General features: G+C 39.6%; 23 protein-coding genes. 4 read left to right on the forward strand and 19 right to left on the reverse strand.

Annotated elements, in window-relative coordinates; translation table 11 throughout:
* Positions 1-7: 7 nt before the first annotated feature.
* The 9 genes from K0A91_RS06275 to K0A91_RS06315 all read right to left on the reverse strand — a co-directional run bounded on the left by K0A91_RS06275 (position 8) and on the right by K0A91_RS06315 (position 7,638).
* Positions 8-2,041: an FAD-dependent oxidoreductase gene (locus K0A91_RS06275; protein ID WP_295009085.1), complete on the reverse strand. Its 2,034-nt coding sequence runs from the start codon at positions 2,039-2,041 to the stop codon at positions 8-10.
* Positions 2,042-2,055: 14 nt separating this feature from the next.
* Complete coding sequence (locus K0A91_RS06280) at positions 2,056-2,277, reverse strand: NADH-ubiquinone oxidoreductase subunit E family protein (protein WP_295009087.1); 222 nt, start codon at positions 2,275-2,277, stop codon at positions 2,056-2,058.
* A 94-nt stretch (positions 2,278-2,371) separates the two neighbouring features.
* Complete coding sequence (gene nuoD, locus K0A91_RS06285; RefSeq protein ID WP_295009088.1) at positions 2,372-3,610, reverse strand: NADH dehydrogenase (quinone) subunit D; 1,239 nt, start codon at positions 3,608-3,610, stop codon at positions 2,372-2,374.
* An 8-nt stretch (positions 3,611-3,618) separates the two neighbouring features.
* The gene (locus K0A91_RS06290; RefSeq protein WP_295009090.1) at positions 3,619-4,425 is read right to left on the reverse strand and encodes an NADH-quinone oxidoreductase subunit C; all 807 of its coding nucleotides are present in this window, start codon (positions 4,423-4,425) and stop codon (positions 3,619-3,621) included.
* Entirely contained in the window at positions 4,426-4,935 is a 510-nt protein-coding gene (locus K0A91_RS06295; RefSeq protein WP_295009092.1) for an NADH-quinone oxidoreductase subunit B, read from the reverse strand. It abuts the gene before it with no gap.
* Positions 4,917-5,306, reverse strand: coding sequence for an NAD(P)H-quinone oxidoreductase subunit 3 (locus K0A91_RS06300; protein ID WP_295009140.1), 390 nt, complete (start codon positions 5,304-5,306; stop codon positions 4,917-4,919). Before K0A91_RS06300 ends, K0A91_RS06295 begins: the two co-directional genes overlap by 19 nt.
* 328 nt (positions 5,307-5,634) lie before the next feature.
* Positions 5,635-6,243 carry a DUF6448 family protein gene (locus tag K0A91_RS06305; RefSeq protein ID WP_295009094.1) on the reverse strand — a complete coding sequence of 203 codons (609 nt, stop codon included), beginning with the start codon at positions 6,241-6,243 and terminating at the stop codon, positions 5,635-5,637.
* 209 nt (positions 6,244-6,452) lie between these two features.
* Positions 6,453-6,866, reverse strand: coding sequence for a nucleoside deaminase (locus K0A91_RS06310; protein WP_295009096.1), 414 nt, complete (start codon positions 6,864-6,866; stop codon positions 6,453-6,455).
* A 22-nt stretch (positions 6,867-6,888) separates the two neighbouring features.
* The gene (locus K0A91_RS06315) at positions 6,889-7,638 is read right to left on the reverse strand and encodes a hypothetical protein (protein ID WP_295009098.1); all 750 of its coding nucleotides are present in this window, start codon (positions 7,636-7,638) and stop codon (positions 6,889-6,891) included.
* Between the two features lie 318 nt (positions 7,639-7,956).
* Between K0A91_RS06315 and K0A91_RS06320 the strand changes: the two genes are divergently transcribed.
* Positions 7,957-8,430, forward strand: a complete 474-nt coding sequence (locus tag K0A91_RS06320) for a pyridoxamine 5'-phosphate oxidase family protein (RefSeq protein WP_294927869.1) — start codon at positions 7,957-7,959, stop codon at positions 8,428-8,430.
* A gap of 99 nt (positions 8,431-8,529) precedes the next feature.
* Here the strand turns inward: K0A91_RS06320 and K0A91_RS06325 are convergent, their stop codons facing one another.
* From K0A91_RS06325 to K0A91_RS06360, 8 genes are all read right to left on the reverse strand, one after another.
* A complete protein-coding gene (locus K0A91_RS06325; protein WP_295009100.1) occupies positions 8,530-9,282 on the reverse strand; it encodes a methylated-DNA--[protein]-cysteine S-methyltransferase in 753 nt (250 codons plus the stop codon).
* A gap of 26 nt (positions 9,283-9,308) precedes the next feature.
* A complete protein-coding gene (locus K0A91_RS06330) occupies positions 9,309-10,571 on the reverse strand; it encodes a serine hydroxymethyltransferase (protein ID WP_295009102.1) in 1,263 nt (420 codons plus the stop codon).
* 148 nt (positions 10,572-10,719) lie between these two features.
* Positions 10,720-11,163, reverse strand: a complete 444-nt coding sequence (locus K0A91_RS06335; protein WP_295009104.1) for a nucleoside deaminase — start codon at positions 11,161-11,163, stop codon at positions 10,720-10,722.
* Between the two features lies 1 nt (position 11,164).
* Positions 11,165-11,518 carry a CbiX/SirB N-terminal domain-containing protein gene (locus K0A91_RS06340; protein WP_295009106.1) on the reverse strand — a complete coding sequence of 118 codons (354 nt, stop codon included), beginning with the start codon at positions 11,516-11,518 and terminating at the stop codon, positions 11,165-11,167.
* 78 nt (positions 11,519-11,596) lie between these two features.
* Positions 11,597-13,333: an ATP-binding protein gene (locus K0A91_RS06345; RefSeq protein WP_295009108.1), complete on the reverse strand. Its 1,737-nt coding sequence runs from the start codon at positions 13,331-13,333 to the stop codon at positions 11,597-11,599.
* 8 nt (positions 13,334-13,341) lie between these two features.
* Entirely contained in the window at positions 13,342-14,490 is a 1,149-nt protein-coding gene (locus K0A91_RS06350; RefSeq protein ID WP_295009110.1) for an outer membrane protein transport protein, read from the reverse strand.
* A 15-nt stretch (positions 14,491-14,505) separates the two neighbouring features.
* On the reverse strand, positions 14,506-15,351 hold the full coding sequence (gene nfo / locus K0A91_RS06355; protein WP_295009112.1) for a deoxyribonuclease IV: 846 nt from the start codon (positions 15,349-15,351) through the stop codon (positions 14,506-14,508).
* Positions 15,344-15,817 carry a hypothetical protein gene (locus K0A91_RS06360; protein WP_295009114.1) on the reverse strand — a complete coding sequence of 158 codons (474 nt, stop codon included), beginning with the start codon at positions 15,815-15,817 and terminating at the stop codon, positions 15,344-15,346. The genes nfo and K0A91_RS06360 overlap by 8 nt, the downstream gene beginning before the upstream one ends.
* Positions 15,818-15,899: 82 nt before the next feature.
* On the opposite strand from K0A91_RS06360, the gene K0A91_RS06365 reads away from it, so the two are divergent.
* Positions 15,900-16,703: an ion transporter gene (locus tag K0A91_RS06365; protein WP_295009116.1), complete on the forward strand. Its 804-nt coding sequence runs from the start codon at positions 15,900-15,902 to the stop codon at positions 16,701-16,703.
* A gap of 114 nt (positions 16,704-16,817) precedes the next feature.
* On the opposite strand, the gene K0A91_RS06370 is transcribed toward K0A91_RS06365, so the two are convergent.
* Positions 16,818-17,126: a TM2 domain-containing protein gene (locus tag K0A91_RS06370; protein WP_295009118.1), complete on the reverse strand. Its 309-nt coding sequence runs from the start codon at positions 17,124-17,126 to the stop codon at positions 16,818-16,820.
* A 235-nt stretch (positions 17,127-17,361) separates the two neighbouring features.
* Here K0A91_RS06370 and K0A91_RS06375 point away from each other — a divergent pair, with 235 nt between their 5' ends.
* A complete protein-coding gene (locus tag K0A91_RS06375; RefSeq protein ID WP_295009120.1) occupies positions 17,362-18,633 on the forward strand; it encodes a DNA polymerase IV in 1,272 nt (423 codons plus the stop codon).
* 12 nt (positions 18,634-18,645) lie between these two features.
* Positions 18,646-19,587, forward strand: coding sequence for a DUF234 domain-containing protein (locus K0A91_RS06380; protein ID WP_295009122.1), 942 nt, complete (start codon positions 18,646-18,648; stop codon positions 19,585-19,587).
* Here the strand turns inward: K0A91_RS06380 and K0A91_RS06385 are convergent.
* Positions 19,580-20,380, reverse strand: a complete 801-nt coding sequence (locus K0A91_RS06385; RefSeq protein WP_295009124.1) for a J domain-containing protein — start codon at positions 20,378-20,380, stop codon at positions 19,580-19,582. The two genes, K0A91_RS06380 and K0A91_RS06385, sit on opposite strands and share 8 nt — an antisense overlap.
* Between the last annotated feature and the right edge of the window lie 47 nt (positions 20,381-20,427).

The following is a 20,427-nucleotide window of genomic DNA, read 5'->3' on the forward strand; positions in this document are numbered from 1 at the left end:
TCATCCTCTACGCCTGTACCATCGCGATATAGTAACAACGCATACAGCGCTGGGCTTCGCTCATGGCCTCTTCTTGAGTAAAGCCCAGCTTTACCTCTTTGTTGTTATGTTTTCTATCATCAACATCAAGTACCGTAGAGTGCTCTCTAGCAACACCTTTTAACCAGCCTGTAATCTTCTCTTTCTTGTCATAAACGCGAAGCTTTCTTAAGTGGTCTTCCATAATCTCATCGTCACTTAAACTAACCTCGCCACTCTGAACATAGCGAGCCATAACTGAAGCTGCACGTTTTGCCTGACCTACCGCATTTACAATAGTCATCGGGCCGTATTCACAATCACCTGAAGCAAAAATGCCCTTGCGCGATGTCATATAATCCTTGCCGTTTGTCTTGATAGTAGCCCAAGAGGTCTTCTCAATCTCCCACTCTTGGGGGAGAAGTTCAAGGTCAGCCGACTGAGAAACCGCAGGGATAATATAGTCAGCCTCTATTTCATAAGAAGCACCCTCGATTTTTACAAGCTCTGCACGTCCTCCGTTTGGATTAGGAACCAGTTCAAACTTGTCTACCAAAAGAGATTTTAAGATATTATCTTCATCTCTCATCTGTGCAACTGCAGAGTGGAAAAGAAACTCTACGCCCTCTTCAACAGCCTCGCGGTACTCTTCATAGGTAGTATTTTTAATAATTGTTTTTTCATCTCTGCGGTAAATCATATAAACTTTTTTCGCATTAGCGCGGATTGCACAGCGAACAACGTCCATAGATGTAAAACCGCCGCCGACACACACAAGAGTTTTACCTGTTAAATCAACATAATCAGTTGTTAAAAGATTCTCTTCCTGCTCAGCTTTTGTGATTGTATAGCCATACTTCTCATAAAGATTTACCTTGTCCAAAAAGTCGATTGCACCCCAATAGCCTTTTATTTCAGCTCTCTCGTTATCACAATATACTTTTTTAGAGATTCTTGTACCCGTTGCAACCATTGTCGCATCATACTCGCTCTCAAATCTTCTCATATCATCGGCGTTGATTTTAGAGTTTACTAAAAAATTAACACCCATATCTTTGACACACTCAATATCTTTGTTATATTTGTCAATCGGCATTCTGTATTCAGGGACACCTACTGCAACTTCCCCGCCAAGCACCGGAAGCTCTTCGTAAACATCAACTTCTATGCCCTCAGCCGCAAGATAGTAGGCGGTTGTAAGACCCGCAGGACCAGCGCCGATAACGGCAACTCTTTTGCCGATGCTTGATTTTTTCTCCATAGGATGGAAGAAATCATATCCATGATCAGTCTCCCAATCGGCACCTAAACGCTTAAGCGACATAATCGATATCGGCTCATCAAGATTACTTCTGCGACAAGCCTCTTCACAAGGATGAGGACAGACACGTCCGCAAACATGTGCAAGCGGCATAGTCTGGCGGGTAGCCATAAGAGAGTCGTCCATTCTAAGGTCTCTTACTCCCTCAATATATGCAGGAATATCTACATGTGAAGGACAAGCATCAGAACATGGCGATGTTATTTTTGCAATGTAACCTATTGTCTCATGATAGTGCTTTGAGGGCTTTTGCTTATCTATACACTCCAAAAACACATCTTCAAAGTGCGTCATCAGATCAATAATAGGGTTTGGAACAGTTTTTCCAATCTCGCATTTTGAAGTTATCTGCATACTTTTGCCGATCTCTTTTAAATGGTCCAAATCAGCTCTGCTTCCCTCACCGCGTGCAATCTTGTCAAGCTGGTCATATAGAATTCTGCCTCCCCAACGCCCAGGCGCACATCTTCCGCATGCCTCAGAGTACTCTTGATACTGCGCAGCGTACTCCATTGCAAGACGGATAACATCTACGTTTTCATCAAAAAGCGCAACTCCGTCCCAGCCTATAAAAGCTTTTGATTCGCGGTGGCTGTCATATTGTGCCGGCAGGTTATAGGCTGACTCTTTCCACTCCTCTGCAGGCGTGTTAATATTGTTGACAAACTCGCCATTCCAAGTAGAAAAATATACTTTGCTCAAAATTCAGATCCTGCTTATTTTTTTGTTACGATAGTCCAGTCGACTTCGTTGAATTTTAATGAGTTTAATAGCTCATATCCACACTCTTTTACCAAATCCGCAGATCTCTGTATAGGCGAAAAATCACCGATTTCAAACAGAAAGATTGCAACTTCACCAGCTTTATGAGATGATAAAATCTCTCTCATTCTAGGCTCAAAATTATCTTTTAAATGTCTTAAATCATATCTTTTCATATATATCTCCTTTTACAAAGAAGTGAATTCTTTGCAAAATTCCCCTCACTAAAGCTACATCTGACGATGAGAGAAATATTATTAAAATTTTTCATTAGCGGTCAACCTCTCCAAAAACGATATTTGTTGTGCCGATTATAGAAACAACGTCAGGAATATAGTGACCAGGTAAAAGGTCGGTCAATATTCCGGTATGCCAGAATGAGGGCGCGCGAAGTTTTAGTCTATACGGGTATGGTCCGCCTTGAGAGTTGATATAAAAACCAAGTTCACCTTTTGGAGACTCGGTTGCTACATAAACCTCTCCTACAGGAGGTCTCATGCCCTGCGTTACAAGAACAAAGTGCTGCATCAAAGAGTAGTTTTGCGTCATGATGTCAAGCTTTGGAGCAGAGACATATTTCGGCGCATGAGCCATTAACTCTGTCTGATTGTCTTTGACACATTTCTCGTACATGTCGATTGTCTGGTAAAGAATCTTTGCGGACTCTCTCATCTCTTCCATGTAGATGCGGTATCTTGCGAAGTTGTCACCTTTGTCAGAGTAAGGTACTTTAAACTCTACTTCATCGTAAAGCTCGTACGGCTCCTCTTTACGGATATCCCAAGCAACGCCAGAAGCTCTTAACATTGGACCTGTACAACCCCATGAAAGCGCCATCTCTTTTGAGATTATTCCGACCTCTTCCATTCTCATCAGCCAGATACGGTTGGTATTAAGAAGATCTTCATAATCTTTGATATTCGCCGGAAGCTTGTCTAAAAATGTGCGAAGCTGAGCGATAAAACTATCTTGAATGTCAAGAGGGACGCCGCCGATACGAATAGCAGCATGTGTAAGTCTAGCTCCGCAGTACCCCTCGATAATATCCATCAGATGCTCTCTCTCGCGGAAAGCAAAAAGAAAAACCGTCATAGCGCCGATATCAAGAGCGGTTGTTGCCAGCCAGAAAAGGTGTGACATGATACGGTTAATCTCAAGAAGCATCATACGGATAACTTTTGCACGGCGAGGAACTTCAAGACCGATAAGTCTCTCAACTGAGAGTGCAAATCCGTAGTTGTTTGCAGATGATGCGATATAGTCCATACGGTCGGTTGTAGGCATAAACTCGTTATAGATCATATTTTCAGCCATCTTCTCCATACCGCGGTGAAGATATCCTATATCCGGATGCGCTTTTACAATCATCTCCTGCTGAAGATGGAGCATTAAACGTAACTGTCCGTGAGCAGAGGGATGCTGAGGACCGAAGTTTAATATCATCTCATTGTCTTCTCTATCAAAAGTGATATTTTCAAAAAACGGGGTTAATCTGTTTTTTACTTGCATGGTACTCCCTATCTTTGAGGGTCGTCAATAACGACCGAATCTTTTTTATCGAATTTTTTAATCATAAAAACACCGCCATCTTCTTGATAGTTCTGCTCATTCTTAGGCTCGTTGCCCGTTATCTTAGTCCCCTTAGGTACTTCATGTCCAAGACGTGCGAATCTCTCAGAGTCGTATCTGTCCACTTTTGCAGTATCACGAAGTTCAGGCCCGATAATATCACGCGCCTCTTTACCGTAAATCTTGTCAACTTCATACCATGAGGCAAACTCATCACCCTGCAGAGGATAACTTTTTAGAAGCGGATGTCCCTGCCAGTCATTAGGCATAAGAATTCTCTTCATAAACGGATGTCCGTTTGCTTCAATGCCGAACATGTCAAACATTTCACGCTCAGACCAGTCTGCCGAGCGGAAAAGCTTTTCAACGGAATTTACAGCCTCGCCTTTGTTAATGAACATTTTTATACGCAGACGTTTGCGTTTGTTCATGCTAAGCATCTGGTAAAAAACCTCAAAACCGCCTCTTTTTGCAAGCCAGTCAATCGCACTCATTTCACTTAGCTGCGTATATTCACATCTGTCTCTTAAGAGTTCTAAAACTTTATAGTTATCCTCTGGCTTGATGAAAACAACCATCTGACCTACTTGTATATATGCGTCAAGAACTTCAACTTTTGCTCTTATAGCCTCTAAATCATGAGCAAACACCTCATCATCTTCAACCGAAAATTTCGGCACTTGAGGTGACACATAAAATCTGTCTGTATAGTACGCTTTTTTCTGTACATCGTCTTTAGGTTTATAAGCTCTCATCTACATCAACCTTTTAGCTTTTTGTGCTCTTGAAGCTTTGTTGGCACGAATTTTTTTCTGTAATAACATAACACCGTACTGAAGCGTCTCTGGACGAGGAGCACACCCTGGAAGATACAAGTCAACAGGGATGATTCTATCAACTCCCTGAACGGTAGCGTAAGTATTAAACATACCGCCTGTATTTGCGCATGAACCCATAGATATAACCCACTTTGGCTCTGCCATCTGGTCATAAAGTCTTTTAATAAACTCAGCATGTTTTTTTGTAAGCGTTCCTGCTACGACCATAACATCCGCTTGACGAGGAGATGCCCTAAAGATTGTTCCAAATCTATCGAAGTCATATCTTGAAGCGCCTGACGCCATCATCTCGATACCGCAGCAAGCAAGTCCGTAAGTAAGCGCCCAAATAGAGTTTGAACGACCCCAGTTTACTATTTTATCTATACTCGTAAGAGCAACCGGCAAGCCACCGTTTTGCGTATAATTTATTTTATGTTGTGCCATTCTAGCGCTCCTTTTTTCCATGCATATACAAAACCGATAGTTAAAAGCAGTATAAACATTAACATCTCAGCAAAGCCAAACCATCCGAGCAACTTGAAATCAACTGCCCATGGAAACATAAAGATTATCTCTACGTCAAAGAGCAAAAAAAGCAGTGCAAACAGATAAAACTGTGGAGAGATTCTGTTTGGCTGCTTTGTAACCTCAGGTCCACACTCATAAACCGACAACTTAATCTTTTCACTGTTTTTAGCTGCCAATGCACGGCTTGCCAAACGAGCTACGATTGTCGTAACCGTAAATGCACCGAATGTCAGAAGAAAAAGTACAAATATCCCAAAATACGGATTTGAAGTCACTACATGCTCCATATAACCTACCTTTGTTATTGTTATTGTTTTAAAACGCATAAAAACATAAGCCGTTTGACTTAAATATTTTCACATATTTTTTGAAAAAACAGTTTACGTGGATTGTAGCAAAAAGAGTATTAAATAAAAGATTAACAGGTTATTTGAAGTAGTTGCTGTTACTAAATACTACATGTTTTTTTGAATTTTTATTACTCTTGTGTAAAGCCGAAACACACATTTGTGCCACTGTGGGAGAATCTCTGCTTTTTATCACTTTACCTATCAACGGATTTTGAGAGATTTATTCACGGGGTGAGCAATATTTCTTCGCCCCCCCCCTTTTTTTTTAATGGTTATCGTGCGATTTTTTTGAACCGTGGTCATGTCCGCCGCTGCCGGCTGCCATGTTGTGTATGCCCTCAACGAAATGGACGTACCTAACGTACGCCTCCACATAGTCCCGACCCTCTTTGACGCTCTCCTCTTTATGGGCATCTTTTTCTTTAGCCTCTTCAAAGCGCTTTTTGATAGCTGTTTCGACTGCATAGGCTACTTTTTTGGCAAGAGCGTCAACCGAACCCGCTTCCAGTGCTTTGTCGGCCGCCGCTATTGCAGGTTCAACGTTGCCGGCAGGTTTAAGACCGGTATAAGGGGCGCCTTCTCCTGCACGGTGAACACGCACAAGCGTTTCAAAGAAGTAACGGTCCGCCATCTCCTGCACATCTTCTCCTTTTGTGCGAACTTTCAGGGCACTGTTGAAAGCATGGGTAATCTCATGCTCCTGATGGGCATCTTTGACCCATTTTAAGACTGGAGTAATATCCTTTTTCTCTAGAGCAATCCTTGCATCGTTGAGAACAGGACCGTCTAGCGTATCGCAGTGGGCGAAGGCATTGCCTGAAAATGCTACGGCAAGCAGAGGGATAAAACCTTTTTTAATATATTTTTTTAACATGTGATTCCTTTTTAATTTTGTTATGGGAGAGTTTATTGCAGATAAGTTAATGGGTTATTGATGGGTGTTTAAAACAAAAATAAAATTGTTTCAGATTGCGTCAAAATCGGAACAGTTTAAAAGCGAAAACAAAGAGTCTGCAACATAAAATCACCATTTATCGCTTACCTATGCATGGCTTAGTATAAAATCTTATCCTCTTTCGCGCTTCACACTTTAAAAGGCTCTAAGGATTCTGCTCTGTCAATGTTTATTATTTTTAAATTATTTTTTTCATAAAATTTTTGATCTCTGAAGCCTATTTTGTCGGCATCTTTGCTTGAGGCACCATAATAGACTGTTTTTATATTTGCCCATTTTATAGCGCCTAGACACATCGCACAAGGCATACATGTAGTATAGATTTCGCATCCGCTCAAATCAAATGTCTTTAATTTTTTTGAGGCTTTTTTTATAGCATTTATCTCGGCATGAGCCGTTGGGTCATTGGTTTTTAGAACTTGATTGTGAGCTTTTGAGAGAATCTTGCCATCTTTTACGACGACTGCGCCAAAAGGTCCGCCGTGGCTTTGTTGCACACCCTTAAAAGCCTCTTTAACGGCTTGATACATAAACTTGTTCATTTAATCTACTCTGTCTTCTTTTTTAAAATCTATATTTCAACTCTACTCCGACCTCTTTTGTCGTATTTTTGGGCTCATACAGCGTGTGTATATATACACCGTCATAGTAATAGTTTTTTTGGGAGTCTTCTATTTTCCAGTAGTTAAAAAAAGCTCCTATGGACCAGTTCTGCTGCTCATATGCGGAGCTGATTCTAAAGCCGTAGCCATGCTTTTGCTCATTTACAGGGTCACCATATACAACTGCATGCCATGGGTTTACGTCAGAAAGATAACTTTTTTGTTCACCCCATGCAAAATAGTCATATTCAATATTTGTTGAGATGCGAGCACTATTGCCGACTTTAAAACGCTGATTGATACCTATTGGGATATATAGATACTGGCTTGTACGGCGGTATCCTCCGCTCCCGAGGTCTCTTAAATCATTCTCTAACACACGGTACCCGATACCTATATATGAACCTAAAAGAAAACCGTCTGTGATTTTTTCTTTTCCGACAACAAGACGCGTTTCATACAAATCATCAGAAACATCGCCAACTCCAGAATCACTCCTGTACTCCACATCTCCCGTGGCATAACGAAATTCACCCTTAAGATAATAGTCGTCTGTCATTGTTTTGGTTGCTGAGGCAGAAAATCCATATTTTGTGCCTTTGTTAGACATAAAAAAAGAACCCTCTACCTCCTCCTCATACTCATACATGTATGACTGCACTCCAACTTCAAACGAGTCAACTGTTTTAAGAGAAAAACTTTTCTCTGTCATATCTGCCTCTGCCAAACTAACGATTAAAAAACAAGAATATAGAGCTGCAATATTTTTTTTTCATAAATATCCCCTGATTTATTTTAAACATAATATCATAAGGTTGTTAAAATTATAAAAATTACTTATTTAAAAAACCCATCAACTTTTCACTGTCAAAACTAGCATCTTTCTCTTTTTTAATCTCTTGCTCAAAATCTTCTGTAGAAAGCTGTAGTTAAGAAAAATATCAAAAGAGAGTTAGCAATTTTTGGATTGACTCAAGTTCTATAACTAGTCTATAATAGTGCTAGATTTATATATTTAAAAAGGGCAAACATGCGACATAGAACTAAAACACACCTCTTAAGCAAAGAGCAGATAGAAGAGCTGTTTTTGAGAGCTGAAGTTGGACGACTTGGGACTTTTTCTCAAGATGCTTTTCCATATATATTGCCTATGCATTTTGTATATTTTGAAGATAAAATATATATGCATGGCTTGCCAAAGGGCAAAAAAATTGACAATATTGCGTTTAACCCAAATGTCTGTTTTGAGATAGATGAAATGTTCTCTTTGTTGCATGAAGGTGTTGAAAACCCTTGTGATGTAAACACGGCATTCAATAGCATTATCGCTAAGGGCACGGCTTCAATTGTTACTGATTTTGATGAGAAAAAAATCGCTTTATCTAAAATCGTAGAAAAATTTACACCACATTTGGCAGATAGAGAGATGCCTCTTAAGATGATAAATGCAACCGCTGTTATAAGAGTGGATATTTTAACATGTGTCGGAAGGTATTATAAATAAAGGGGAAATTTCTCCCCTTAAAAGTGATCTATTTTTCTTTGTTTAAAGACTCATAAGCAATCAGTATCTTTTTACGCTCAATTCCCCATCTATAACCGCTCATGGCTCCGCTTTTAGAACTCTATGACATGGGATTAAGTATCCTATGTGGTTTCTTCCGATGGCACTTGCTACTGCTCTGGTTGCTTTTGGTTTATCTAGGAAGTTTGCTATATCTTGGTAGGTTGCGACTATCCTGTTTGGCAGATTTAAAAGAGCCCTCCAGACATTTATCTGAAGATTTGTTCCCTTTACAAATAGGGAGTATTTTTTATTTTTTATGAAGATATTCTCTAAGTACTCATTTGCGGCTTTTTCATCGAAACAAAGATTTGCATTTTCCCAAAGTTCTTTAAATCTGTTGAAAATTTCATTTTTATTATTATCAATAAAACCCAAATAACAGATGCCTTTGTCCGTAAATCCTATCAAAGCCTCTCCAAAAGGAGTTTCTCCAAATCCGTAAGTTATTAAAACATCTCTGCCCTTTTCTCTCCACTCTTTTGGAGTTACCCCGATTAGGTTTACAAAAAGTTCATGCAGTCTGCTTGAGCTTGAGAGCCCCATATCTAAACTGCTCTCAAGTATGGATTTAGACTCTTTTATATGCTCTTTTGCATAGTTTAGTGTTACGCTGTGTAAAAACTGCATAGGAGTAACGCCTACATACTCTTTAAATACTCTTATAAAGTGGTATTTGCTCATGCCGATATTTTTAGCGACTTCATCAATTGAAGGGTGCTCTTTGAAATTCTCATCAATATATTTGATTGCTTTTTCTATCTGTATATAGTTGCTATTAAAAGTATGCATCGCCTCTCCAAACTCTCAAAAAAACCTTAGTAAGTCGATTGATTATAAATCACAAAATTCCCGGCTAACTCTTCTAACTCTTTGTTTATTTTAGGATGGAGAACTTTATCTTCAATATTATCTAAAACATCGCAGATTTTATTTGCGATAAACTCAAACTCTTTTTCTTTCATGCCTCTTGCCGTTATTGCAGGGCTTCCTATTCTGATACCCGAGGTTATAAACGGTGTTCTCTTCTCTCCCGGAACTGTGTTTTTATTTACAGTTATTCCCGCATCTGCTAAAGCTGTATCTGCATCTTTACCAGAGAAAGGTTTGTCTAAAAATGAGACCAAAACAAGATGATTATCCGTTCCACCCGAAACAAGTTCAAATCCTCTCTCAAGCAGTACTCTCTCGAGCACTTTAGCATTTGCCTTTACCTGTTTTGCGTACTCTCTCCATGATGAATCTAGCACCTCTTTAAATGCAACTGCCTTCGCAGCTATAGCGTGAACAAGCGGTCCGCCTTGAGTTCCGGGGAAAATGGCTGAGTTGATTTTTTTAGCAATCTCCTCATCATTTGTCATAATCACGCCACCTCTTGGACCTCTTAGAGTTTTATGTGTAGTAGTTGTTACAACATCTGCATAAGGGAATGGGCTCATATGCTCCTTAGCAGCAACAAGACCTGCAACGTGCGCAATATCGGCAAATAAAATAGCACCGACCTCGTCGGCTATCTCTTTAAATTTCTTAAAATCTATCTCTCTTGCGTATGCGCTAGCACCGCAAACTATGATTTTTGGTTGAGTTATTTTTGCAATTTCTAAAACTTTATCATAATTGATTCTTCCATCAAGCTCTACGCCATAATAAAATGCAGAGTAGTTTTTACCCGAAAAAGATGGTTTGCTTCCATGAGTTAAATGTCCGCCATCAGAGAGATTCATACCTAAAATTCTATCTCCTGCTTGAAGGAGTGCCGCATAAACAGCAGCATTTGCTTGACTTCCTGAGTGAGGCTGAACATTGGCATAAGCACAGCCAAAGATTTTACAAACCCTATCAATCGCCAACTGCTCAACAGCGTCAGCTTCCTCACAACCGCTATAGTATCTTTTATATGGATACCCTTCCGCATATTTGTTAGTAAAAACACTTCCCATAGCCTGCATAACGGCTGGGCTTGTAAAGTTCTCACTAGCAATCATCTCTAAGTGATTGGTTTGTCTCTTTAGCTCTTTTTCAATAATTGAAAAAACTTCACTGTCTGCAACTTCCAAGCTTGCATTTGATATAAAACTCATCCTTTTTCTCCAATCTTTTATTTTTAAAAGAATAACCGAATCAAAAAGATTTAACAATCCAAAAATTGCTATCTTTGGTTTATCTTTAATAAAAGCTTTTTAAAAATAGGGTGTTGATTATGAGTATTGAAAAACTATTATTGAACTATTAGTAGAGTATTTTATCCCTTTTTGCACTCCATGCTTCAAATGGTTTCAAGCACTCTTCTCTGTCAATATTTTTTAACTCCAAAAACTCTTTTTCATAGAACTCTTTATCCCTAAAACCAATAGCATCCGCATCGTCACTTGTTGCTCCGTAGTAAACTGTTTTAATATTTGCCCATCTTATCGCTCCCATACACATAGGGCACGGCATGCATGTAATATAAATTTCGCATCCGCTTAAATCAAAAGTTTGGAGTTTTTTGGAAGCTTTTTTAATTGCATTTATCTCGGCATGTAAAGTCGGGTCATTTTGTTTTATAACTTCATTATGAGCTTTTGAAATAATTTTGCCCTCTTTTACTATTACGGCTCCAAAAGGTCCGCCGTGGTTTTGTTCTACACCCTTAAATGCCTCTTTTACGGCTTGACGCATAAATTTTTTCATGCTATCTACCAGATAACAAGATATCTTCAATCAACTTTACATATCCGCTGTTTGCCCCAATATACTCTAAAACAGTAATCTCAATCTTATATTTTTTACTGCATACTTCACTAAGAGAGGGAATATCTTCTTTTACATGCTTTCCCGGAGCCAAAAAAAGAGGTAAAACTTTTATGGAGGTTGCACCGGCTTTTTTGAGAAGTTTTACGGCATTTTCAAAATCAGGCTCAGCTAATTCCAAAAAGGCCAACTCTATGTTTTGAATATTTTTTCTAAGCTCTTCTAAAACCTTAAAACTTTCTTCATTTGAAGCTTTTACTTTACTTCCATGTGAAAGAAGTATATATCCATCCATCTTCTCTTCTCCTCTACTGCTATATCTAACTGAGATAATTTTTCATTGACAACTCATCAATATAATTTTATAAAAATCTTATTTATTTATAAATCCCATCAATTTTTCACTGTCAAAACTTGCACTCTTCTCTTTTTTTATCTCATGTTCAAAATCTTTTAAATAAAAAACAGGTTCCTCTCTTACAGCTACCTTGTATGCAGTGTTTTTAATCACTAAGCTTATTTGTCCGCCTGTTAAAGAGTATTCAGCAAGCTCGTTTAGGTCAAAACCCTCTTCATATGGCGCATGCAAAGGAAGCATCTTGTTCCACAAAGAGAGTCTCTGCTCTTTGTTTGGTTTTCTAAACTCTATTTTATAGTTAAAGCGTCTTGAGAATGCCTTGTCTATATTTTCAAGCAGATTGGTAGTCGCAATTAACACGCCTCTAAACTTCTCAATCTGCTCCAAAAAGATATTCTGCATCTGGTTGTGCATCTGGTCAGCCCCGCTGTTTGCTCCGCTTGAGCGCGCGCCCAAAAACTGGTCTGCCTCGTTTAACAAAAGTATAGGGTCACTCTTTGTTTTCTCACACAAATCGTAAAAAGTGTCAAAAATCTTTCTTACGTTTTTCTCGCTCTCTCCGACATACATGGAGAGAATTTTTGAACAGTCAAATGCCAAAACTTGGCGTTTAAGCGACTTTGCAAGCGAATATGCAGTCATAGTTTTACCCGTTCCTGCCGCGCCGTAGAAGATTATTCTTGCGTCAATACCGCTCTTTTTATCTTTAATGCCCCACTCTACGAGTCTTCCGACAACCTCTTTATCAAGCTGTCTCATAAGGTTTTTAAGTGTCTCTTGTGTCTCGCTTGCCAAAACAACATCACTTAGCGAGGTCTCGGGTTCAACAAGCTCAAAAATATCCTGCTCGTCAATAAGCGTATTAAGTTTTATTCGGCGAACCTTTTTATTTTTTTGCGGATGAATTATGCTGTGAAGCACCTCATCGACGATGTAAAAAGCGCGTGAAATGCCACCAAAAGGATTCAGCATCTCCTCATAATCTATAATTCCGTCATTAATCAGGTTTGAGCCGTCCTCTAAGAGTGAACGGTTCTTGATACGCTCATACTCATCAAGCGATATTAGTTCGATAAGCGTATTCATCTCGCGCAAAGAGGCGTCGGTTGCGCTGTACTCCTCGCGAAGGAGGGCTAGAAAAATCACCTGCTCTTTTGAGCTCATCTTTTTTTGTTTAAAAAATTTATCCAGCACAAGCTTGCCTGTGGTCTGCTCAACCCTCTCTTCTATGCGCTTTTCAAGAAGCTTAAGTTTTGCCTGCGTTCTGTCAATCCCAAGCGAGTGTTCATGGACATTTTGGCGGATGGCACTCATCTTCTGATATAGCTCTATGCGAAGAAACTGGTCCTGCAGATACTCTAAATGGTCTGTATATGGCTTAATATCCGGCAGTTCACTCTCGGCTGCGCCGTCTTGGAGAAGCTTTAAAAATGACGAAGATAAACCCACCGCGCTGTTTAAAAGTTCCAAAGGCGTCACCTCTGATATTTTAAGCGGCGTAAAGCTCTGCTGATGAAGCCAGCCGAGCTCCAAAAGAAGCTTAACCTCGTTTAAATGCTTTATTCCTTCATACTTCTCATCGCCATAAATCTCCTGCAGCAGTTCAAGGATGAGGACGTCATCTTCTCCGCGCATATACCTTTTTGTCAACGCATGCAACAGCTGCGCTTCTGTTTTGCTGCATTTTAACTGCGCGTAAATAAGCGTTTTTTCTATATCTTTTGCTTCTAAAAAATCGATTAATGTTTCCAAATATATCCTTAAAATTTATACTCTAAAGCCGATGAGACCATCAGCACGTTTGCGTTTGAAAACTCTCCATCTAGAGTGGCGTTTGAAACTCTTCTGTCCTCTCTTATTGAATAAAGTGCAGCCAAACCTACATTTATCTTCTCATTTATCTGATATCTCGCGCCAAGCGAGACCGAAACGGAGTCGCTATCAGGCATCTCAAACCCAAGCGTTGCATCAGGTGCCGGCGACTCGTCTATAACGACACCGCCCATGAGGGTAAGTGCATCTAGCTTTTGTGTTATGCCAAAACGAAAAGCATTTGTATCTTTCCAGTTTTTGGCTATTGGTGCAGGATCTGGCAAACCTTGCCCGAAATCAAAATCGAGCTCCTTATATGCAGACCAATAATTTCTCTCATATACAAACTCCAGCGTTGTTTTACTCTCCAATGTATAAGCAACTGCAATATTTAAAAGGGCAGGCACCGGTACGCTTACCGATGCGCTACTTTGCAGAGAGTTTATAACAACATCACCCTCCATACTTAAATCCACTTTTGAACGGTATGTTAGTGCAAGCTCAAACTCAGATGCGGGTCTATATGTAAGGGCAGCATTATAGCCAAAATCTATGGAGTTACCATCCATAGCCAACGAGACGCCGGGGCGACTATTTTTAACTACTCCCTCTGAGTAGATTGCTCTAATACCCAGCGCAACGGCAATTTTATCGCCTATCGGTAACGCAACACTCGGGTTTACCTCAACGGTTTTAAGCGAAAACTCCTGCGCACTGTAAATAGCAGGAGCATCATCCCACCTCTTTGAAAGTCCTGCAGGAGAGACTACGCTAAGTCCAAAACGTGCACCGCCAATCTCATGTGAGGCATAGTGAAGAGAGGGGACGACAAAGTTCTCTTTTTTCGACTCTATATCTATGCCCGCCGCGTCATAGTTTACATCGCTAAGTCCGATGTACATCAGATTTGCTTCCATAACAGATTCATTTTTCATAAAAACCATATTTGCAGGGTTGCAGTATGCCGAATCGGCACTTGAAACATGTGCAACATTTGCCGCGCTAAGAGCAACCGAGTTCAAAGAGGTCTCTGGTATCTTATATCCCCCCGCAAACAAAGCGCTTCCCAACATTAAAAATAGAGTAATATTTCTCACTTCTCCCCCATCCTCTTAATTCTCAAAAGAGTAAAGCAGCGCTATCTCTTCTTTCCAGATGCTATCATCGATTGTCTCAAGAATAAGCGGGATGTCATCCATGCGCTCATCGTTCATTATAAACCTAAAAGCATCAAGCCCGATTTCACCTTTGCCAAGAGAGTTGTGTCTGTCCACATGCGATTCAAATTTTGCTTTTGAGTCGTTTATGTGCATCCCCATCAGGTAGTTAAAACCTACGATTTTATCAAACTCGCTCCATGTTTTATCGTACGCTTCTCTTGTTCTTATATCGTAACCCGCGCTAAACATGTGGCAGGTATCTATGCAGACACCAACACGGCTTTTGTCCTCTATTTTATCGATAATTTGCGCCAGATGTTCAAACTTAAAGCCAAGGTTGCTTCCCTGCCCTGCCGTGTTTTCAAGAACCAAACTGACACCTTCTGTTTTCTCCAGCGTTCTGTTCATAGCATCTGATATATTGCCCAGACACTCATCTTCGCTTATCTTCTTTAGGTGGCTTCCAGGGTGAAAGTTAAGTCTGTCAAGCCCCAAAAGAGAGCATCTCTGCACCTCATCCAAGAATGCCTCCATCGACTTCTCCCTAGCTTCCGTCTCTGGATGACCCAGATTTATAAGGTATGAGTCGTGGGGAAGTATATGTTTTGCCAAAATCCCGCTTGTCTGCAAAGCTTTTTTAAACTTATCTATCGTCTCACCATCAAGCTCTTTGGCGTTCCACTGTCTCTGGTTTTTTGTAAATAGTGCGAACGCTTTTGCGCCGATTGCCACTGCGTTTGTCACCGCATTAAAGACGCCTCCGCTTGCACTTACATGTGCCCCTACAAATTTATTCATCTATATCCTTTATGTTAAAAATTATGCTGTTTTTTCTATCTTTGAAATAGACTCCGCTTGAGTCTACCTTGTAGCTGATATCTACATGTTCGTTTTTTATACTCTGCGAAAAACCGTCAGGAGTTTTGCTCAGGTTTGCACCGCCGTAAATTGCACGGGAGAGCAGGATGTTTTGAAGCGTATCATCGGGATAGGCACCATTTAGATACTCTTTGTTAAATCCGCTTTTGCTCATACATCCACCACTCGTGCAGATGAGATGATTGACACTTATCTTCTCTATGTTTTTGCCAGCCATAAATAGTTCAAGCTCTATAGCATCCGAGCTGTTTCTAAGGTACCCTGCGTCTGAAAACTTCATCTTTGGTGATTTTATAGTAATGATTTTTGTCTGCGTATGTTCATAGTTTTTGATGCTGCATGCACTAAAAAAAAGAAGAGTAAAAATCAGTAATATATATTTCATAATCGAATTGTACCGACATAAAATTAACTGCCATGTGTTATTTAAAGCTTGATAAAATTTCAAAAAAAATTAAAGGAATCTCATGTACGGCAAAATCGAGACGATTGTAGAGAGCAAAAGCTTTGTTAACTTTATAACTTATCTTATTATCCTAAACGGCATAACCATGGGGCTGGAGACTTCAAAAGAGTTTATGGCAAATTTTGGCGGAATTACTTCGCTTTTCAACACTCTTGTCATCTCAATATTTACCATAGAGATTGCTATGCGTATCTATGTTCACAGGCTCTCTTTTTTCAAAGACCCGTGGAGTGTTTTTGACTTTAGCATTGTGGCTATCTCGCTTGTCCCGATAAGTGCAGGTTTTGAGATACTAAGAGTTTTAAGAGTACTGAGACTCTTTAGACTTATAACTGTCGTTCCTCAAATGAGAAAAATAGTCACCGCACTTATAAGCGTTATCCCCGGTATGCTATCCATCGCCGCACTTATGGGACTCTTCTTTTACATATTTGCCATCATGGCTACGCAGCTCTACTCCGAGAAGTTTCCAGAGTGGTTTGGAACATTGGGCGAATCTTTCTATACACTTTTTCAAATCATGACGCTAGAGTCTTGGTCTATGGGAATCGTACGCCCTGTTATGGAGGTTTATCCGCTGGCATGGATGTTCTTTGTTCCCTTTATTTTTGTCGTAACCTTTGTTATGATAAACCTCATAGTAGCTATAGTAGTTGACGCGATGTCGATTATAAACAAAGTTGAAGAAGAGCACATCGTGCAAGAAGTACATGTAGCAGAAAATCACACAAAAAGCGAACTCGCAATGCTAAGAGAGGAGATAGCTGAACTAAAGACTTTACTAAGAGCAAGTATAAAGAGCTAGAGAACATATTTCTAGCTCCAGAGGGTTTCTATAGCCTAATCCCATGTATGATTCCTATATAGAATATAGAAAATATATTACATACACATCGCCAGATACATGGGATTTTAGTATTTAATTATTACTTACTGTTGCCTTTTCATAATTATTAATAAGTTCTAAGTTATAAACTTTAACCCATTTATGAAGAGATATTGCATCAAGTACCCACCAGATAAACATTGCAATTAATCCAATATAACCAACTACTATTATCATAGTAAAAAAACTTACTATTGTAATAACTAGCATAGTAACCGCATTACTTTTACCCATATAAAAACGATGTGCTCCAAAAAGTCCAAGAAACCACCATAATATATACGCCACCACAGGGTTCTTTTTCTGCTCTTCTAATCTCATCTGATCTACATTTACACTCATTTGGATCCTTTTATATTAAACTTTACTAATTATTATTATTTTTTATATTTTAGTCAATAATAATGTGATAATTTTGTCATAATAATGTCCAATGTTACAATATGTATCTTAAAATAATTTTGCGTCAATATATATTAAATACTGCTTTTGTATCAAAATATAAAGAAGTACAAAATATCTTTGCAATTTGCCATATTTTAAACCTACATGTAGAAATTTATCTACAATAGCATTTATGAAAATACACATAGATATAGATTGTTTTTTTGTCAGTGCCGCTCGCATTAAAGAACCTTTGCTTGAAGGCAAGCCTGTAGCAATCGGCGGGCGGAGTGATACGAAAATATTTAACAAAGATGCAAAAAAACAGACCGTCAACTTCGAGAACTCAGGCTCTTTTGTGCCTACTTTTTACAAAGCTTATGAAGAAAAGGATGACGACATAGACGCTTTTAAAGATGAGGATGGGCGCGTGCGAGGCATACTTACCACTTCAAGCTACGAAGCAAGAGCGTATGGCGTAAAGACTGCCATGAGCATAAATGAAGCGCTTACTCTCTGCCCTCATCTCATCATAAAAGCTCCCGACATGTCGCTCTATCAAAAGCTCTCACATGAGCTTCACGACTTTTTGTCATCCAAAATCCCGCTTGTTGAACAGGCAAGCATAGATGAATTTTACTGCGATTTGGAGGGCTGGGTTGAAGACGTGGATGTTGAGGATTTTATAAAAAATTTAAAAAATGAGATAAAAGAGGTGACAAAACTCCCCGTCTCCATCGGTGCGGCACCGACCCGCTACATTGCCAAACTTGCCACTTCACATGCAAAGCCTTTTGGCTGCAGAGTTGTGCGCCCTTGCGAGCTTGATAATTTTATAGAGAATATTCCTGTCGGCGCGTTTGCAGGCATCGGCAAGAGTATGAAAACAAAACTTCTAGGTGTTCAAATCCACACGCTTGGAGAACTAAAAAAAAGAAAGGGAACTCTAGAGTCGTGGGGATCCTACGCAAAAGAGCTTTACGCCAGAGTTTGCGGACTTAGCGATGATGAGATTCATACAAAACATGTACGCAAATCCATCGGCATCTCAAGAACATTCGACCCGATTTTCAAAAGAGATGAGCTAGGAAGAAGAGTTCATGTTCTTGCCCGCCATCTCAGTTTTGCCATCTTGAAACTAAAGGTTACGCCTACGGTTTTTCATCTATCCATCGCTTATGAGATGAATCAAAAATCGCACAAAAACATAATGCTTTGCGAAATCTTTACTGAGAAAAAGTTTGACTCTCTGTGTCTGTCTCTTTTTAATGAAGCAGATGTGCATAAAAGATTACATGTCATTAGAATCAGCATAAACTGCTCAAGCTTTACGAGAGAGTCAAAAAGAGAGCTCTCACTTATAAATTTTGCAGAGGAGCAAAAGATGAGAAAACTAACGGAACACTCCCAAGAAATAAGAGAAAAATACGGTATCGATATGTTGAAATGGGGAAGTGAATTATGATAGAATAAATCAATGATAAAAAACAGACTCCTAGAGCAGTTTCGCTCCTTTTATGCAAGAAACTATCCTGATGACATGGAGATGCAAATCGAGTATTTTGCAATCTTTGGAGGTCTTGGATGGGAGATAGACACTGCGAAATCAATAGAGCTGTTAATCCAAGAACTTCTGCTTGAAAACTATGAAGAGATAAACAAAAAAATAGAGGATTTAACTTTCTCAAACAGAGAATATCTACGTCTTTTGCGTGCTTTGGCGGTAGGGGACAGAAAGATTTTTTCAGCGTTTAATAGGGCAGGACTTAACAACGCAAACGGCGGAAGCGCTCTTAACTTTCTGCAAGAGAAAGGGCTCATCCAAATAGAGTTTTCAAGAGAGGAGCCTGCTCGCTCTCTAAGCCCCACGGGCAAGCTAAAAAGAGAGGTCGCAAGGCACAGAATCTCGCATAAAGTTCTCTTTACCCATCCGTTTATAAGATTTTGGTTTTACTTTATAGCGCCGCATGCAAGAGAGATAAAAGAGTTTAAGTTTGAGAGCTTTTTTAAAGATTTTCAAATAAGACGCCACAGCTACACGAGCCTTGTTTTTGAGGAGCTCTCGGAAGTTCTGCTTAACTACAACCTTAGAGACGCACAGATACTAAGCTCAGGCAGTTATTGGGATGCTAACGTCGAGATAGATATTCTTACCATAACAATGCAAGAGAAAGTATATGCGGCGGAGTGTAAATGGTCAAATCACAAGGTAAATAAAAAAGAGTGGCATAAACTCTCAGAGAAGTGCCAAAAACTTGGTATTGAACCCACTCAAATAGTTCTATTTTCAAAAAGAGGGTTTTCTAAAGAGCTTCTCGCACGGCAGAGCAAAAAACTAGCACTCTACAGCGCACAAGATTTTGAGGCGCTGCTTAAAAACATAAAAAAAGAGGAGCTTATAGATAACTTTTTTAGCTAGCGCGAAGTGCTGAATAAGCCTCTTGAAGAAGCTGAAACTTCTGGGTATAGTGCCTTATCATATATGGGGATTCATGCTCAATCTTGTCAGGGTGGTAAGCTTTGGCAAGTTTTTTGTAGCTCTTTCTAAGCACATCCTGACTAGCTCCAATCGGGCACTCTAAAATAGTGTAGAAGTAGCTCTTCTCTCTATCTTCCTCATCTTTGCAAAGGTTGCCGAAGCTGTAACTTGCAAAATCGCTGTAAAGCTTGCTTATAAAGTGGTTGTCGTAACTGTAGCTGATTTGATAGTGCAGAATATGTCGCTTGTTTAATGCTCTCTCAAGCCTTGCTTTTGCCCTGTAATCCGATACGTCAACAACCAAAGAGATATCCGTACCTCTCTCGACATAAACTTCAAGTTGCGAGCGTAAATAGTTTATAACCCATGAGTTTGGATGGTCAAGAGTTATGAGGACGGTATCTTTGTTGTATGCGTAGAGATTTACATTTATATTTTCGGGCTCTTGAAGTTTGTTTAGTTCAATTTTTATAGGCTGGTTTCCGTATTTGAGCATTGAGCGCAGAAAAAATTCATGTGAAAAGTCATGTTTTACGGCATGGTATTGGCTAAGCTGGTTTAAAAACTCCTCTCTGACCTCCATCAGCGTCTCATTTCTAAAAACAAGCACGGCCTTTGGCAGAAAAAGCATACCTCTGGTGTGATGGTGTAAAAACTCCCTCATCCACGAAGTATTGAGTGTATCGAAGTCCGTAGTGATAAGAATAAGATTATTGCGTAGTACAATCTCCATGTTCTAACCTTTATTGGATTATTTTACTCTATTAGAGCAATAATAGT

Source organism: Sulfurimonas sp., from assembly GCF_019429335.1.
GTDB lineage: Bacteria > Campylobacterota > Campylobacteria > Campylobacterales > Sulfurimonadaceae > Sulfurimonas.